Annotated in this window: 16 protein-coding genes; 5 read left to right on the top strand and 11 right to left on the bottom strand. The window is 42.0% G+C overall.

Annotation, left to right across the window (positions count from 1 at the left end; all coding sequences use genetic code 11):
• Positions 1 to 93 precede the first annotated feature (93 nt).
• The 3 genes from H6F42_RS09875 to H6F42_RS09865 all read left to right on the top strand — a co-directional run bounded on the left by H6F42_RS09875 (position 94) and on the right by H6F42_RS09865 (position 3533).
• Positions 94 to 1326 carry an HhoA/HhoB/HtrA family serine endopeptidase gene (locus H6F42_RS09875; protein WP_190399180.1) on the top strand — a complete coding sequence of 411 codons (1233 nt, stop codon included), beginning with the start codon at positions 94 to 96 and terminating at the stop codon, positions 1324 to 1326.
• Positions 1327 to 1463: 137 nt separating this feature from the next.
• On the top strand, positions 1464 to 2249 hold the full coding sequence (locus H6F42_RS09870; RefSeq protein WP_242018394.1) for a THO complex subunit 7 family protein: 786 nt from the start codon (positions 1464 to 1466) through the stop codon (positions 2247 to 2249).
• Positions 2250 to 2384: 135 nt separating this feature from the next.
• On the top strand, positions 2385 to 3533 hold the full coding sequence (locus H6F42_RS09865; RefSeq protein ID WP_190399179.1) for a tetratricopeptide repeat protein: 1149 nt from the start codon (positions 2385 to 2387) through the stop codon (positions 3531 to 3533).
• Between the two features lie 45 nt (positions 3534 to 3578).
• On the opposite strand, the gene H6F42_RS09860 is transcribed toward H6F42_RS09865, so the two are convergent.
• The 4 genes from H6F42_RS09860 to H6F42_RS09845 all read right to left on the bottom strand — a co-directional run bounded on the left by H6F42_RS09860 (position 3579) and on the right by H6F42_RS09845 (position 8330).
• Entirely contained in the window at positions 3579 to 4217 is a 639-nt protein-coding gene (locus H6F42_RS09860; protein WP_190399257.1) for a hypothetical protein, read from the bottom strand.
• Positions 4218 to 4369: 152 nt separating this feature from the next.
• Entirely contained in the window at positions 4370 to 6340 is a 1971-nt protein-coding gene (locus H6F42_RS09855) for a DHHA1 domain-containing protein (protein WP_190399178.1), read from the bottom strand.
• A 70-nt stretch (positions 6341 to 6410) separates the two neighbouring features.
• Complete coding sequence (locus H6F42_RS09850) at positions 6411 to 7055, bottom strand: Uma2 family endonuclease (protein ID WP_190399177.1); 645 nt, start codon at positions 7053 to 7055, stop codon at positions 6411 to 6413.
• A gap of 108 nt (positions 7056 to 7163) precedes the next feature.
• Positions 7164 to 8330: a DHH family phosphoesterase gene (locus H6F42_RS09845; protein WP_242018393.1), complete on the bottom strand. Its 1167-nt coding sequence runs from the start codon at positions 8328 to 8330 to the stop codon at positions 7164 to 7166.
• Positions 8331 to 8388: 58 nt separating this feature from the next.
• Here H6F42_RS09845 and H6F42_RS09840 point away from each other — a divergent pair, with 58 nt between their 5' ends.
• Positions 8389 to 9501 (top strand): histidine kinase, encoded by a 1113-nt coding sequence (locus H6F42_RS09840; protein ID WP_190399176.1) that lies wholly within the window; start codon positions 8389 to 8391, stop codon positions 9499 to 9501.
• 81 nt (positions 9502 to 9582) lie between these two features.
• Here the strand turns inward: H6F42_RS09840 and H6F42_RS09835 are convergent, their stop codons facing one another.
• The 3 genes from H6F42_RS09835 to H6F42_RS09825 all read right to left on the bottom strand — a co-directional run bounded on the left by H6F42_RS09835 (position 9583) and on the right by H6F42_RS09825 (position 11331).
• Positions 9583 to 10203 carry a hypothetical protein gene (locus tag H6F42_RS09835; protein WP_190399175.1) on the bottom strand — a complete coding sequence of 207 codons (621 nt, stop codon included), beginning with the start codon at positions 10201 to 10203 and terminating at the stop codon, positions 9583 to 9585.
• A 91-nt stretch (positions 10204 to 10294) separates the two neighbouring features.
• Positions 10295 to 11020, bottom strand: a complete 726-nt coding sequence (locus H6F42_RS09830) for an NnrU family protein (RefSeq protein WP_277873848.1) — start codon at positions 11018 to 11020, stop codon at positions 10295 to 10297.
• 56 nt (positions 11021 to 11076) lie between these two features.
• The gene (locus tag H6F42_RS09825; protein WP_190399174.1) at positions 11077 to 11331 is read right to left on the bottom strand and encodes a SemiSWEET transporter; all 255 of its coding nucleotides are present in this window, start codon (positions 11329 to 11331) and stop codon (positions 11077 to 11079) included.
• A 117-nt stretch (positions 11332 to 11448) separates the two neighbouring features.
• Here H6F42_RS09825 and coaE point away from each other — a divergent pair, with 117 nt between their 5' ends.
• The gene (gene coaE, locus H6F42_RS09820; protein ID WP_190399173.1) at positions 11449 to 12072 is read left to right on the top strand and encodes a dephospho-CoA kinase; all 624 of its coding nucleotides are present in this window, start codon (positions 11449 to 11451) and stop codon (positions 12070 to 12072) included.
• A 46-nt stretch (positions 12073 to 12118) separates the two neighbouring features.
• On the opposite strand, the gene H6F42_RS09815 is transcribed toward coaE, so the two are convergent.
• The 4 genes from H6F42_RS09815 to H6F42_RS09800 all read right to left on the bottom strand — a co-directional run bounded on the left by H6F42_RS09815 (position 12119) and on the right by H6F42_RS09800 (position 15527).
• Positions 12119 to 12763: a Uma2 family endonuclease gene (locus H6F42_RS09815; protein WP_190399172.1), complete on the bottom strand. Its 645-nt coding sequence runs from the start codon at positions 12761 to 12763 to the stop codon at positions 12119 to 12121.
• 9 nt (positions 12764 to 12772) lie between these two features.
• Positions 12773 to 13123 carry a preprotein translocase subunit SecG gene (gene secG, locus H6F42_RS09810; protein ID WP_190399171.1) on the bottom strand — a complete coding sequence of 117 codons (351 nt, stop codon included), beginning with the start codon at positions 13121 to 13123 and terminating at the stop codon, positions 12773 to 12775.
• A 143-nt stretch (positions 13124 to 13266) separates the two neighbouring features.
• Positions 13267 to 13869 (bottom strand): global nitrogen regulator NtcA, encoded by a 603-nt coding sequence (ntcA, locus tag H6F42_RS09805; protein ID WP_347272299.1) that lies wholly within the window; start codon positions 13867 to 13869, stop codon positions 13267 to 13269.
• A gap of 707 nt (positions 13870 to 14576) precedes the next feature.
• Positions 14577 to 15527, bottom strand: coding sequence for a ribose-phosphate pyrophosphokinase (locus H6F42_RS09800; protein WP_190399170.1), 951 nt, complete (start codon positions 15525 to 15527; stop codon positions 14577 to 14579).
• Between the last annotated feature and the right edge of the window lie 208 nt (positions 15528 to 15735).

Raw genomic sequence — 15735 nt, 5'->3', positions numbered from 1 at the left:
ATCTTTGGGAGACGGTTTTCCGTCTAAATAGAGAGCGTAACAATAGCAAAAAAATTTTGTAGAATCTAAATATTATTGGTCGCGGAAATAGCTATGAGAGACTCAAATAAAAAATCTCGTTACAAGCAACCTTTGATTTATGCCTCGATGCTGTTGCTGGGTGTGATTTTAGGTGCATGGGCAGTTGTGTCAGGAGTGCGATCGCCCAGCACTACAGCGATTACACCTTTGCCACAAGTTGCATCCATATCCCCAGCGATCGCCCAAGAAAGCGATAAAACTAAAGCGATCGCCGTACCGCGCAATTATGTCGTCGATGCCGTCAATCGTACTGGTCCTGCGGTGGTGCGGATTAATGCCTCACGTACCGTAGCTTCTAATCCTCAAATACCTGAAGCCTTTTTAGAAGATCCGATGTTTCGTCAATTCTTTGGCGATCAATTGCGACGAATGCCCAAGGAGCGTGTAGAACGTGGTACTGGCTCAGGCTTTATTATTAACAAAGAGGGCGACATTATCACCAATGCTCACGTTGTGAGTGGTGCTGATAAGGTAACGGTCATTCTTAAGGATGGTCGTCAGATTGAAGGCAAAGTAATTGGTAGCGATGAATTAACTGATGTGGCGGTTGTGCAGGTCAAAGCCGATAACCTACCCATAGTTAGCCTTGGTACTTCTGCTAATTTACAACCAGGAGACTGGGCGATCGCGATCGGCAATCCCCTCGGACTAGACAACACCGTAACGGCTGGCATCATCAGTGCGATCGGTCGTAAAAGTGGACAGATCGGCGTAGATAAGCGGGTTAGCTTCATTCAAACTGATGCAGCGATCAATCCGGGCAACTCAGGGGGCCCATTACTCAACCAAAATGGTGAAGTGATTGGGGTAAACACCGCCATCATCCAAGGCGCACAGGGCTTAGGATTTGCAATTCCCATCGAAACTGCTCAGCGTATTTCTAAGCAGCTCATCCAAAACGGTAAGGTCAGCCGAGCCTATTTGGGTATCCAGATGGTGACGGTCGATCCGAGCGTGAAAAAGCAAGTCAATCAAGACACGGAACTCGGTATTCAACTTTCTGAAGACAAGGGAGTTTTGATAACGCGAGTTGTGGAGGATTCTCCCGCAGCTAAGGCTGGGGCAAAACGTGGTGATGTGATTGTCAAGTTTGATAATCAGGAAATCCTCACGGCAGATCAAGTTACCCAACTAGTGGAAGATCGTGCGGTTGGCGACAAAATTCGGATGGAAGTGAAGCGAAACGGTCAGCCTGTAGCCTTAAATGTCGAAGCTGCCCAATTCCCCCAAAAGTTTCCTAATTAGCTCTCATGCCAAAACATAAAATGGCTACGCCATTTTATGTTTTATTCGTCAAGGAAAGGCGGCGCAATGCGCCGCCTTTTCTTTAGGTTTAGATTAGCGGCGCAATGCGTCGCTAATCTAAACTAGAACAGTGGTTTATGATTGGCATAAAGATCATGGGTAAATTCCTTGGATGGCTTAGTGCTTTATTGATCATCTTTTTGGCGGGATTTGGATTAACCGAATGGTTGCATTTACCTTTTGGTAATTTTATTGATTGGGTAATTGGGGCAAGCATTTTTGTATGGCTAATTATCATTGTGACCGTGCCTTGGAATCTTTACTTTCAATCTCAGTCAGTACTTAACCAAGCCAAAATCTCCCAAGAGCGGGGCATCAACATTGATGAACGACAATTACCATACGTGCGATCGCTAGCTCAGCGTTCTTTAGGATTAGCCCTAGGATTGCATTTAGTCTCCGCGATCGCACTCTATGTCTTGGCATCTAGTGGAGTCGGCACTATCGGCTATGTAGGTGCGATCGCTGCCTTATTGTTAACTATTTTGCGCCCTGCCATTAGTGCCTATGAATATATATCCCAGCGTCTTCGTTCCATTTCTCAACAGATAGATTATCCCCGCGAAGATGTAATGGAACTACGCCAACGCTTCTCTAGCTTGGAAGAGTCTTTTAAACGTATTAACGAAGAATTGAATAGAGAAAGCCCTTATTCCTTGGTGTCCAGATATGAGCAGTTTGCCGAAGAAACTCGTAAAAATTTAGCAGGGCTAGGCGCAAATATCGAAGAACTCAGGGCAACCAATGAGCGTGATCATGAACGAGTGATGAGGGAATCTCGGCAAGCGATCGCGCAACTTAGTACTGATAGCCAATTTTTAGAACATGTTCGCGAAATTATTCGATTCTTCAAAAGTGCTTAGAGATTCGCCCTAAATTGCGGCTTTGTCGCAGCATCAAAAATTTAAATCAACCTCAACTTCAGTAAAATAGCTCAGTCACATGAGGCTAAAAGTTTGGTATGGATAAAATCAGTGTTAGAAATATCAACTTTCCCTATGAATTATCAGCCTATGAATTATCAGCCTATGAATTTACAAGATGCTACCGTAGTTGAAGGAAGTTATTTCGAGCATTTTCTGATTTTACAAGATCCTGAGGGTCAGCAAAAAATTTCCCTTGAGCATAAAAATCATATCCTTGGGCGATCGTTGGAAAGTGACATCGTCCTGCGATCACAGTCAGTTTCTCGCGACCATGCAACTTTAACTAGCCTCCATATCTCGGCTCCTCTATTACAAATATTTCGCCTCAGTGATGGTACTTCCGAAAAAGGGAAAAGTACAAATGGAATTCTCATTAATGGAGAAATTCGCAACTCTTGGGTGCTAATGCATGGTGATGAAATTGTATTTAGCAGTAATACCAAAGCTACCTATATCGTTGATCCAGAACCTCCCTATGCAAATGGGAAAATAGGATTTTTTCTAGAAAGCTTACATGGCTTAGCGCAATCCGCTAATAAGTCAGGGCAATATGCAGAAGCAGAACAATATCTTGATCAGATCTTAGTTCTCAATCAGCATTTATACGGTGATTCTCATCCAAACGTGGCAAAATGTTTAATAGATTTAGCTGCCAATTATTATTCGCAAAATCAGTTAGATAAAGCGGAAGGGCTATTTTTGCAAGCGATTTCCATTCGTCAAATTGCTCTAGGAGAAAAACATCCTGATGTTGCAATGGCAATGCTTGATTTAGCTGCCATATATAGCACTCAAGCTATATATGATAAGGCGGAATCAATGTTTCTCGAGGCTTTAGAAATTAAACAAACTATCTTAGGTTTAGAACATCCCGAAATTGCTGCAAGTTTGGTTGATTTAGCTTCGATTTACTATTCACAAAAGAGATTCTTAGAAGTAAAGCAACTATATGAGAGAGCTTTAAAAATTTATCGGCGATCGCTTGGAGAAAATCATCCAAATTCTTTGGCAGTCCAGAAAAAATTAGTCAGCTTAAAAAAGAAACTCCGCCCTAAGTGGTTATCGTGGAATATTATTATTCCAAGTTCTCTGCTCTTACTTTCTGGTGTAATTGCCTATACTTTTTTTGCACCAAAAACAGATATTGCTTGTATTAAAGTTTTACCTAACGGTAAAGCCCAATCAGTTTCGGGAGATGAATGCCGCCAAATCACAAAATAGATAAATCCAAGAGAAATTATTTCTTTGAAATAATTTCTCTTGGATTTATCTATTTTGAAATCGCTTAATACGTTTTTGAATATCTGAAGTAATTTCTTGAATTTCTAAAATATCACTAGGTAGTAAGTGCTTTTGGAGTAATTTCCAAATTGGTTCTAATTCAGTGGGATATTTGAGCAGTAGTAATAAAATATCATTTTCATAAATACTAGCTCGATCAAATTTATTTTGTCGATATAGAGAAGGTAGTGCATATAATTTAAGAATTAGTAAGCCTTCAACCGTGACACAACGTATATTTAAATCACCAAATTGTCTTAAAGTAGTACAATTTTTAGCTATGTATTTAAATAACAAGTTCTGAGTTAATAAAATATCCACTTGAAGATTATCAAAATTAGCTCTAGCAAAGTTTTGATTTTTATCAGCAATTGCTAATTCAGGAATTGCACTAAGATCTTTGTGAGAAAGTATAAGATCAATATCCTGTGTATTACGACCATCAACATAGCTAAGTAATGCGACACCCCCAACAAGTAAATAATTTATTTCACGTTCTTGCAAAAGAGCAAATAGGCGATCAATATTCTCAGATAAATTACCAATTCCTGATTGGTCGTTACCCCAATTTTTCATGTCAAATATAATTCCATTTTTGACGATTTCACTAATAGCTAGCATTATTATTCACCATCTGATTTGTACAGCATGATATATAAGGCAATCCTAAATGATTCTAGAGAAACAGAAGCGTATAACAAGGGGCTTAAGCCCCTTGCCTTTCTCACAAATGAAATAGAATTTTTAGATTTTTACAGAAGCGTATGTAATTATAACTATTGTTCATTCATAAGAATTGCTGAAAGTTTATTAATGGCTATACCATACCATTTTTGCATTCTGAGTAATTCACCTTCGAGAGGCAAAGTCTCTGGGAAATCGCAGAGATAACCTATCTCTCTTAGCGCCGAGACGATCGCGCTAGGGGAAATCCACCATTGCTGCGCGAGATCTAAGAGATTGAGAACGGGAATATTTTCTACATCGAGAGAATAGATTTGGGAACGGAATTGGTCGATAGATGGAACAGATGGAAGATGGGAACCAAGGTAGATATAGTCTGGTTTAGCGGTGGCAATTAGCCATTGTAGATGGGTAAAAGATGGCGGTAAAGTCCAGAGCACGATCGCCTGATAATCTATATCGCGTCTTGGGCGATCGCAATCGACATCACCTTGAAACTTATCCGCAGGGCGATCGCAACCATAGAGCAGTAAGGGACGGGGCAGGGGTCTTGGCGCTTCGCTCAGTTTTTGCCATTGCGGAAATTTTGTAATCACAGGCGCAGGTTTATACTGCACTTTGATTTGTTTAGCTAAACTTTGAGAAGTTTCTATATCAGAAGTAGCGGCTCGTATTCCCACTACTTCTAATTCTACGGAAGTTGTATCTTGCCATTGGTTTGCCCGTAATTTGTAAGCAATATCCACGCGATCAGGAATTGGACAATATTCTCCCCATCGCCAAGCGATCGCCTTAATTTTGCCGTTACCAGTATCGAGTTCTAAAGAGAGATGCTTGACTTTGTCTTTACCGCGAGTTTGCTGAGCCAGTACCCGTACATTTTCGCTATAAAAAACAGGATCGGGGTTGCCTAGCCCACAGGGCTGAAGGCGATCGCATTCTTGCAGCAGGGTCATGGAGACATCACTGAGGTCAATACGCACATCAATATTGATTAGGGGGCTAATGTGGCTAGGCAGAATATTCTCGCGATCGGCAAATTCCCGTAGACCTTGCCGCAATTGTTCCAGATTCGCCGCAGGCAGAGTAAACCCTCCCGCCGCCTTATGTCCGCCGCCTTTGTTGCGAATAGTTTTAATCGGTTCATATTCAAGGGCTTGGAAAACATGAAATTCGGGAATTCCCCGCACTGAGAAGCGCACAGTTGCACCTTGTTCAGAATCATCATCATGGGCATCTTCGTAACTACCAATAAATACAGGTGCGCCATAACGTTCTACTAGCCGAGAGGCAACAATACCAATCACGCCATGATGCCATCCCTTTCTCTTACTCTTCTCTACTTTCTTTTGGGGAGAGATAGGGATATTTGGGGCAGCAATTGGTGGTAGCTCAGGGATATCCTCAGGTGTTTCGGGATTTACGATTGGTGGGTTTTCAGCGATTGTCTTTGCTGGTTTTCGTTTTGGTTTGATTACCCTCTTTTTTCGTTTCTTGCCTACTGCGGCAACGAGTGCTTGGAGCCTCTCGATTTCAGCTTTCATTACATCGATGACATCAATCTTGTCTACTTGTGTTTCATCAATGAGTGCTTGCAGTTCCGCGATTTTGGCTCTCAATTCGGCAGTGGCATCGATGGGCGCAACAGGCGGTACGAATGGCGATGGTCTAAAATTCCTGTCATTACCAAATTCGTGATGAAACCAGTTGCCTAACTCATGCGCATTTTTGAGGAGGGCGAGGGCTTCGCGTCTGTCATCTTTGACTGTATGAGCGGCGTTGTTGCCTCCTTTGCGAATGTTATAGAAAAGTTTAGCGACTTCACGAGAAATGACACCTTCTGCTTCAAGTCGTCTTAGCAAATCTATCTGCGCTTCATCTTCTGCTTGATAATGCTCTGTCTGGTCGGCGATATGCTGGGCAAGACGCTCGGCAAATTGTCGAAGTTTGATGATGCAGGTATTGCTGTCAGTGTGGAAATACTGTTCAGCGCGGGCAGCAAGATTTACCAATTGTGGATCATGCTCGCGCAAAAAACTAAAATTCGCTGACTGTATTTCCATTTGCTTCTAACTTAAGTTGCATATTTCTAAACTGACAAACTTCTCAATCTATATCGCTTGTTATCTCTCGTTAGAATTGCTTCATTAGCCATGCGGTGACGGTTGATTGATTTTCTTGGCGACTGAGTTCGAGAACTTGTTCTAAGATTTCAAGTTTTAGTCCAGATAGCACTAGGGATTGGCGAATATGATGGCTGCTGCCATCTGGGGCGATCGCAAAGGCATAGATTTTCATAGTTTGGACATTGACGATCCAATATTCTTTGATGCCTAGTTCTTCGTATTGCAGGCGTTTTGTGCCGAGGTCATCGTTGAAGGTGGTGTCAGATATTTCAATGACGAGATCGGGTAAGGGATATTGATCGAGGTCAATGATGCGCGTTCCCCAAGCGATCGCATCGGCATTGTCACCGATGTAATAGGAGACATCAGGCTGAAACTCAGTTTTTCCGCTTTGACGATAGGAGCAGCCATCTTTGGCAGTCATGGGGATTTGCTTTGTGGCGGCATAAAAGGAGAGGGCAAATAAAATTAATGCGTGATCGTTGGCATGATCGGAGCCTGTGGACATATTCTCAAATCTCATCTGGTGCTGGTAGTAATAGCTTTTGCGTTTGGCACTATCGGTTGCATCGGCAATCGCCACAAATTCTGTCCACGGTGCGCTAATCCATGTGTTTAGTTGGTTTGAGGCTGGTTTGAGTAATGTGTTCATAATGACTTCACCTAACTTAAACTTTATAATACCAATTCACAAAAGTGTGACCACAATGTTTGTGAATTGAAAACCACACCCAGCAAGGGTTTTCAAACAAAGAAATAGCTACGCCATCTCCCTATTTCCCTTGGGAGCAGGATAGAGAGTATCCTGCACTTCGCGATCAACTATTACCAAAACCCGTTCCTGCGTAATATCAAAACCCTCTGATTTGAGCTTTGACATATAGGCGATCGCTTCTTGTTCGATTTCTTGGCAAAGTTTTTGACGCTCTTTATTAGTAGCTTCACATTCTTGCGCCAAGGCGATCGCCTGCCCCATGTCATCACAGGTTAAAAGCTCAATCACCGTCTGCGGATTGCCAATTCTGCCGATCGCATTAATTCGGGGACCTAAACCAAAGCCGATCGCTTCAGGTTTCATCCCTGTTTGTTTATCTTTAGCAATGCCTGTTTCATTGATTAGAGCAATAATGCCGATTACCTTAGATTGCGAAAGGAGGCGAAGACCTTTTCTGACCAAACGACGATTGATGTCTGTTAAGGAAGCAAGATCGGCGATCGTGCCAAGGGTGAATAATTCTAGTAACGGATTTTCTAATTCATCACGTTTACCAAAGCGATCGCTCAATTCCAAAGCCAATACGTAGGCAACACCCACCCCCGCGATCGCCGCATAGGGCGAAGTAGGCTCGACCTGATATTTAGGATTAAGAATGGCGGTAGCGGGCGGAATTTTGCTGGGGTCTTCGGGAACCTCATGGTGATCGGTCACAATCACAGAAATATTTAAGGATTCCGCAAAGGCGATCGCCTCGTAGGCGGCGATCCCATTGTCCACGGTGATGATTAACTTCACTTCGCGATCGTGACAATCCTGCACAATTCGCTTATTAATGCCATATCCCTCGGTCATCCGACTAGGAATTTCATATTCGACATTACCCCCCAATAAACGCAAAGTACGAATTAAAAGAGCCGTGCTAGTCATGCCATCGACATCATAATCACCGCAGATCGTAATGCGATCGTTATTTTTGATCGCTTGCTCAATGCGATCAATACTTGTAATTAAATCGGGAAATTCCTGTTTAGGATCAGGAAGGGCTTCAAGTTCGGGATCGAGGAAGATTTTAGCTAATTCAGGGGTATTGATCCCTCTATTGAGTAAAATCTGAGCAATTATGGGTGAAAGTCCTGTAGCATCGGCTATAGATTTTGCGAGATCCGTCTGTGGTGAGAAAATCTGCCAGCGCTGTTGAGGTAAACTCATGAGAACAATAATATAATTATTAAGAATGTATTAAAATCCGTTGCGAGTCCGAAAAACAATGAGGACTATTCAAACATTACCTGAATCAACTCTTCAACTCCTACTTTTTATCGACGATCGCCCTAAGGCAAAAGATCTGGTCAAAGAAGTAGAAGAGTTTTTGCAACGAGAAAATAACTGTCCTTCGGAATTGCAGATCATTAATGTTGCAGGTCAGCCCCAATTAGCAGAACTATTTAAAGTAGTGATGTCTCCTGCTCTGCTCAAACTATCACCTTTGCCCCGTCAAACGATCGCAGGGAAAAATTTAATCAAGCAACTGGAAAATTGTTGGGATACTTGGAAACAGCAAGTTTTAGATGAACCAAATTACTATCCACCTGAACTCGCCCAAAATATTGAATATATGTCAGAAGTTGCCCATCTTGCCGACGATGTGTTTCGCCTTTCTCAAGAAAAGGCGGAGATTGAGGAACAACTTCGCTTTAAAGATCGCGTGCTGGGGATGCTTGCCCATGACTTACGCAACCCTTTAACCGCAATTTTACTGGCGATCGATACGATCGAAAAAAGTGGCGACAAAATCGATCCCCAAATGACGGCAAGATTACTCAAACATGCTCGCAATAAAGCTCGTGATGCTGACTGCATGATTACAGATATTCTCGAAGCGGGGAGAGGTGCTAATGCTAAATTTCGGACACAACGCCAAAAAATCCAATTCGATCAACTATGCCATAGTGTCGTTAGTGATTTTTACTTCAATAAATGTTTAGAAGAAAAGATGCAAAAGCTGGTCAAAGATATTCCTACGGATTTGCCTCCCGTTTATATCGATCAGGAAAAGATTCGCCAAGTTTTAATTAATCTGTTAGGCAATGCTACTAAATACACTCCCGAAGGCGGCAAAATCGAGCTAACGGTGATGCATCGCACAGTTCAAAAAATCGAAATTAGTATTACTGATAATGGACCGGGGATTCCTGCGGAATTGCGCGATCGCGTGTTTGAGGAGCGCTATCGTCTGGAACGTGATGGGGAAGCGGAAGGCTATGGCATCGGTTTATCGCTTTGTCGGCGGATTATCACTGCTCACTATGGACACATCTGGGTTGATGATGCGATCGGTAAAAAAGGCAGTTGTTTCCGCTTTACCCTACCTGTCTATTAACATCTACAGCAAGCGATCAAGTTAGATCACTTGGCTCTGTGGAGTACTAGAGTCGAAACCTAAAGCTCTACCAAATATTTTCTAAAGTGTGTTGATTGTGTCTAAAGCAATTTCGCATTGATGAAAAATAAAATTTACTGCGGCTACTAATTTATCGATTTCTTGAATGCTGTAAAAAGTGATGTTTCGAGTAAAAGTATTCTGGTCTAATTTACCAAGTTGCCAGCGATCGCCATTGGTGGCAATTCCAAAAACTACCACTTCTAATTCGGCATTCAAACGCTGAGCAGCGATCATCTCGGCAATGCATTGTCCCCAAGCCGCCTCAAAATTATCTTGCTTTGCCTCAACTAACATTAAATACGGGCGATCAAATACGACTTTTCCGAGAGGCGATCGCTTTGCCAAGATATATTCGGGGAATCCCGATAATTTTTCATCATAGATCAGGGACTGATGACTCCACAACAAAAACTTACTGCGATATTGTTTCCAAACTTCCTTCAGAACGGGATAGATCAAGTTTTCACAAATCGCAAATTCAGAGTTATCCACTACACCTTCTCGCATCATCAATGCGAGATCTTGCTTGAAATATTCAGGTGTATTAAAGGGCAAAGCTTCCACAAAATCAGATTCAGTATAGATAATCTGAAATTCTTTAATTACTGCGCCAATTGTTTTGTAATTACCAAAAGCCATGTCGCTATCCTTAAATTACTTAACTTTGATCTCAAACGGAGTTGATTGCATCATGTTAACGCTTGGGTTTAAAACTTGAGTATGTTTTGGATTACCAGTTCATATTTGCGGAAGCGGTGATCACAATGGGGTGTAGCCAACGAAATAACACAACCGTGATGGCAACCCCGACATAGGCAGGGCGGATAAATTCTTTTAAAAATAGTTGCTGGCGACCTTGGGCGATCGCTAAAAATGGCACAACCGAAGTACGTTCCTTGAGCGCCAAAAATGCGTCCCCATGACGCTTAAATAAACGCTGATCGCCGTGCCACACAGCAAATGAATGGTAACTAACTAAGGCGATCGCTGTGGTCAGAGCAAAAGAAGTGCCAAGCCAAAGCGTATGAGCTATGCACCAGAGCGTCATCCCAATTAGCTGGGGATGGCGGCTGATGCGAGTGATCCCCGTCTCAAATAAATGTACCTGTGGCTTTTGGATCGCCGCAACTTCGCCTAGATTGAATGTCGCGGGATAGAGAAACAAAAAGGCGATCGCCGATAAACCTAAAACAAATTCATGAATTCCTGAAACACCTTGCAAATTCCACAATTGCACCCCGTCGTAGCGATGATTGAAGTAAAAAATAAATAGGACTACCGCAAGGGGAATACTGACCAACGCAAACATAACTCGGTATAGCCTTTCGCCAATTTTTGATTCCGCCCAAATCCTCAATGCTGCAAGCCCACTATGGGCGATCGCAAAGGTCAAAATCAAACCTAGCATTACAAAATGGGTGAAATAGGTAGAGAAGAAAGTACTAAGAGAGGTCATGTTAACTAGGGCAAGAGATGAAATAGGATTGTCATAAATTTTAACTTTTATTGCAGCTAGCCATACTTTAGTTTGAAGCGCAAAATGGCAAGATTTAAAGCGAGCGTTACCCCATTAGCCATGTAAATAGGCGCAGCATTTACTAATAGTCCATAAACTAGCCAGAGCGTGATCCCCGCAATAAAAGTAATTAACATTGGCAAAGAAATATCTTTAGTTGATCGCGATCGCCATACTTGGATTACCTGCGGCAAAAAAGCAAAGGTGGTTAAGGTCGCAGCCGTAAATCCAAGAATATTGATAAAGTCCATAGGTTACCTAAATAAGCTAATTTGAGGATATATCCCCAATAGAGAGTGGCGGCGCTTCGCGCCGCCACTCTCTATTGGGGTTTATAGCAAAATATCCTTAAATTAGAATTTAAACACATGAATCAACGCATCATCGGCATCACAGGAGGCATCGCCACGGGCAAAACCACGGTTTCCGATTATCTACAAAGTACCTACGGATTGCCAATTTTGGATGCGGATATTTATGCCAGAGAAGCTTTAACAGGCGATCGCCTATCTCAAATCCGCGATCGCTACGGCAAATTAGTTTTTGATGATTTAGGAAATCTTGATCGCCGCAAATTAGGCGCGATCGTCTTTGAGAGTGAAAGCGATCGTAAATGGCTCGAAGCTTTAATTCATCCCTATGTCCAAAAATGTCTACTTAATGAAGCCAATCGCCTCTCCCCCTCAACGGTTGTGATGGTAATCCCTTTACTTTTTGAAGCAAAAATGGAAGATTTAGTCACCGAAATTTGGACTATTACTTGTGATCCCCACCAACAAATTCAGAGATTAATTAATCGTAACCACTTATCAGAACCTGAAGCCAAACAAAGAATCTCTAGCCAAATGTCCCAATCTGAAAAGATTGAACTAGCGGATATTGTAATTATTAATTCTGATAAGGGTAGTAATGCTGAAAATCTTAAAGAATTATTTTTTCAAGTCGATCAAGCCCTATTTAACTCACCACTGGGCTTTTCTGTAATTAACTAAAAAAGTGGCGCACGCTGCGCGTGCGCCACTTTTTTTAGTTAATTACTTAACGTTGCCTTAATGTCACCCACTCACGTAATTGACGAATTAAAGCATTTTCTTTAACTTGATGCTTAAGCTCTAGAAAATTCTGAAGATCATCTGTACCTATTATCGGAAAGGCGACACTGCGATCGCTTAGCAGGTAACGATCCCCATTAAGCTGATGAATAGTTATAGTCTGACCATCATAGCGCCAGACTTCAGGAACACCCAATTGAGCATAGATGGCAAATCGATTGAGAGAACTATTCGTAATATCAATTTCGATCGCTAGATCGGGAGGGGGATCACTGATCAAATCGATCTTATTTTTACCCCAAATCTCCGCCTCATTTTGGATGTAATAGCATTGATCAGGTTCTAGTCCTCTCGCTAAATCTTCGCGATCGCAAGTCATGGAACCTAAGCTACAAATCTCTAACCCTAGAGATTCGGTTAAAGCCTCCACAATTCTTCCTAACAGCTTTTTGTAGCTTTCATGCAGTTCTGAAGGCATCCGAATTTCTAGAAGTCCTTGATCATAGGTAAGCCTTTTATTAGGTTGCGATTCTAAATCACAGGCGATCGCCCGATATGTCTCCCATCGAATTGATGGCAACAATATCTGATTACTGGTGCGATCGCTAGATTTAGAAAGAGTAACCGTCATTTTATTGCTTTATGGCTGAGGCTTATCAGGAGAAGCCGATGGAGTTGTCGCGGGGAGATTTAGAGGAATAGGCTGAGCATCAGGAATACTCTTAGCAGCAGGGGTCACTTGAGGCACTGGCGCAGTAACCGCAGGCGCAGTAAACCAACCACCACTAAGCACAACGGTTAATCCTAAAAAGGCTGCCGTCAAAAACCAAGTAACTCGATTAAGGGCGGTTTCCGCACTCTTGGTGCTAGAGAAAAGTTGCGCTTGACCGCTAAAACCACCTAAACCATCACTTTTAGGGCTATGCAATAAAATCACAACCACTAGGCATACCGCTACCACTGCCCAGATTGCTTTTAAAGTTCCGTACATTTTAGATATTTTTCTTGAAGTATTTTTCTATAAACAGCTTAACGCATCGCCTTGTATCAAATCAAAACTAAGAGATTTTGGAAAAATGTTGCTTTGCAACATTTTTCCAAAATCTCTTTTAATTTGGTTGATCAGCAAATTTTCTAAGCAAACTGTTGCCCCAATTCAATGGGATTGTGAACAGTAATGCGTTTTTTGGAGATCGCAATCATTTTTTGCTTTCGCAAATCACCTAACAGCCTTGTCACAGTTACTCTAGTAGAGCCAATTGCTTCCGCGATCGCTTGATGCGATAGCTTCAAATCAATTGTCACGCCATCATTAGAAGGCGTACCAAAATCACGACAGAGAATCAACAAAAAGCTCACCAGTCTTGATCCCATATCTCTATGGGCAAGTGTTTCAATCATCATCTCTGTTTGTAAAATCCGAGATGATAAACCACGCAGCAAGACCATGGGTAATTCGGGATCTTCCCTAAGAGCTTTCTCCACCTGATCAATTGGTACAGAAAGTAACTCAACAGGCGTAAAGGCAACCGCATGATAAAAGCGATCGGAACGATTACCTGTAATCAACGACAAAACACCAAAAACACTATTTTCTCGTAATAGTGCCACCGTAATTTCTTCGCCTGCTTCATAAACTCGCGATAGTTTGACCGCGCCCTTAACTAAAAAATAAAAGCGCTCCGCAGGATCTCCAGGGAAAAAAATTGTCTTTCCGCGTTCAAACGTTTCTGTCATGGGAGGAAACATTCCCCCATTCATTTCGCGAAAGACCTCAACAAGAGCACGCTCTGCCAATCTTATACACCCTCTTTAACCAAAAATAGAAATTATAAAAATGAGCAACTTTCGCTCTAACAACAATGGTGGAAGCATAGCTATACTTCACACAATTATTTACCTCACTTGTTTAAAACCCTCTATAACAGACTAGTCAAGACTGCATTTCTTTTTTAAGAGAGAAGGCTACAGCCTTGACGAATTGTTAAAACTAATAGGCTGCCTTTATCAAGTGCAATAGTTAACTTGGAGTATCAAAGAATTTTTAAAGTCGCTAAAACTCCCTTAAAAGCTCTATAGACGCTTCTAGCTAAACTATTAAGCTTCTGGGCAAAACTGATGCATAGGAAAGTATGCCAGCGCACAATCAATCTAGAAAGCGTATGTTAGGTTTCATTTAGCTCGTCATATTGTTTTTAAAGCTAAATTCAAACTACCAATATTCTTTTTATTTCAGCTTATTAGAAATAAAAACTAATTTCTATTTCATCAAAAAGCACAAAAATTTAGACTTTACCTCTAGAAACTAAAACACCATATCCTCACTTAAACTTACTACATAATTGTAGTTTGTATCGTGGTGTACATTTTCCCCAATTAAATACAATTGTGAAATAGACACATTTCCTCTAAAGCCAAACTAAAGTATGGTGATAAGGCGATCGCTATCTAAACATGCTGCTAACAGAAGTATCTTCATGGACGCGCCAAATAGTCTCACCCAATAGATCGGCAACGGATAGCACTCTTAATTGAGGGAAATAGTTTTCCTGCCTTACAGGCGTAGAGTTAGTAACAATGACCTCCTCAAAAACGCCACTGGACAGACGCTCGATCGCGGGAGGCGAAAAAATAGCATGAGTTGCACAAGCGTAAACCTGTCTTGCCCCCTCTTTTCTAAGAAGCTTTGCAGCTTCATAGATAGTGCCAGCAGTGTCGATCATGTCATCAACTAACACAGCCGTCTTGCCAGATACATCACCAATTACATTCATTACCTCAGCAACGTTATGGGTTTGGCGACGCTTATCGATAATGGCAAGTGGCGCGTCATTGAGCTTTTTGGCAAAAGCCCGAGCGCGTGCTACGCCTCCTACGTCAGGAGAAACCACCACTAAGTCAGGTAGCTTCTTTTCATTGAGGTAGTCAAATAAGACAGGAGCGCCATAAACGTGATCGCAAGGGATATCGAAATATCCTTGAATTTGTGCGGAATGTAAATCCATCGCAATTACGCGATCAGCCCCAGATTGCACAATTAGATTGGCAACTAATTTCGCCGTAATTGATTCGCGTCCTGCGGTTTTGCGATCAGCGCGAGCGTAGCCATAGTAAGGCATTACTGCGGTAATTTGCCTAGCCGAAGCACGACGGCAGGCATCAATCATAATCAATAGCTCCGTCAAATGGTCATTAACAGGACGACAGGTCGGTTGGATTAAATAAACATCACAACCTCGAATCGATTCCTGTACTTGCACATAGACTTCGCCATCAGCGAAGTTCTTTCGCACCATAGGACCAAGTTCTATGCCTAAATAACGGGAGATCTCTTGGGCAAGAGGCAAGTTTGCTGATCCAGCAAACAGCCTAAGTCGATCTTCACCGCTATTCAAGGATGGTAGTCTGTGAAGTCCGAGCCTAGTAGTCGTTAAGTGTGTCACTGCAATTTATCAGAAGGTAACATAGCCATACTCCTATTGTCAGGCTTAATTCGCTCTTCGCCGCATCTGTTTATGATTAAATTAAATATTTTTTTAGATCAAATACTCTATTTACTTACTGAATACCCCTAAACAACAGGGATTTTCCTCTTTAATTTAT

The sequence above is a fragment of the Pseudanabaena sp. FACHB-1998 genome, assembly GCF_014696355.1.
GTDB lineage: Bacteria > Cyanobacteriota > Cyanobacteriia > Pseudanabaenales > Pseudanabaenaceae > Pseudanabaena.
Note: the sequence above shows the minus strand (reverse complement) of the source record. Positions and strands in the feature narration are given on the sequence as shown.

Bases quoted from the DNA above. Each gene is read 5' to 3' on its own strand.
- H6F42_RS09870 (WP_242018394.1), top strand. From the start codon at position 1,464: ATGATTGGCATAAAGATCATGGGTAAATTCCTTGGATGGCTTAGTGCT.
- H6F42_RS09840 (WP_190399176.1), top strand. From the start codon at position 8,389: ATGAGGACTATTCAAACATTACCTGAATCAACTCTTCAACTCCTACTT.
- H6F42_RS09875 (WP_190399180.1), top strand. From the start codon at position 94: ATGAGAGACTCAAATAAAAAATCTCGTTACAAGCAACCTTTGATTTAT.
- H6F42_RS09815 (WP_190399172.1), bottom strand. From the start codon at position 12,763: ATGACGGTTACTCTTTCTAAATCTAGCGATCGCACCAGTAATCAGATA.
- H6F42_RS09830 (WP_277873848.1), bottom strand. From the start codon at position 11,020: ATGACCTCTCTTAGTACTTTCTTCTCTACCTATTTCACCCATTTTGTA.
- H6F42_RS09835 (WP_190399175.1), bottom strand. From the start codon at position 10,203: ATGGCTTTTGGTAATTACAAAACAATTGGCGCAGTAATTAAAGAATTT.
- coaE (WP_190399173.1), top strand. From the start codon at position 11,449: ATGAATCAACGCATCATCGGCATCACAGGAGGCATCGCCACGGGCAAA.
- H6F42_RS09855 (WP_190399178.1), bottom strand. From the start codon at position 6,340: ATGGAAATACAGTCAGCGAATTTTAGTTTTTTGCGCGAGCATGATCCA.
- H6F42_RS09825 (WP_190399174.1), bottom strand. From the start codon at position 11,331: ATGGACTTTATCAATATTCTTGGATTTACGGCTGCGACCTTAACCACC.
- H6F42_RS09850 (WP_190399177.1), bottom strand. From the start codon at position 7,055: ATGAACACATTACTCAAACCAGCCTCAAACCAACTAAACACATGGATT.
- ntcA (WP_347272299.1), bottom strand. From the start codon at position 13,869: ATGACAGAAACGTTTGAACGCGGAAAGACAATTTTTTTCCCTGGAGAT.
- H6F42_RS09865 (WP_190399179.1), top strand. From the start codon at position 2,385: ATGAATTATCAGCCTATGAATTATCAGCCTATGAATTTACAAGATGCT.
- H6F42_RS09845 (WP_242018393.1), bottom strand. From the start codon at position 8,330: ATGAGTTTACCTCAACAGCGCTGGCAGATTTTCTCACCACAGACGGAT.
- secG (WP_190399171.1), bottom strand. From the start codon at position 13,123: ATGTACGGAACTTTAAAAGCAATCTGGGCAGTGGTAGCGGTATGCCTA.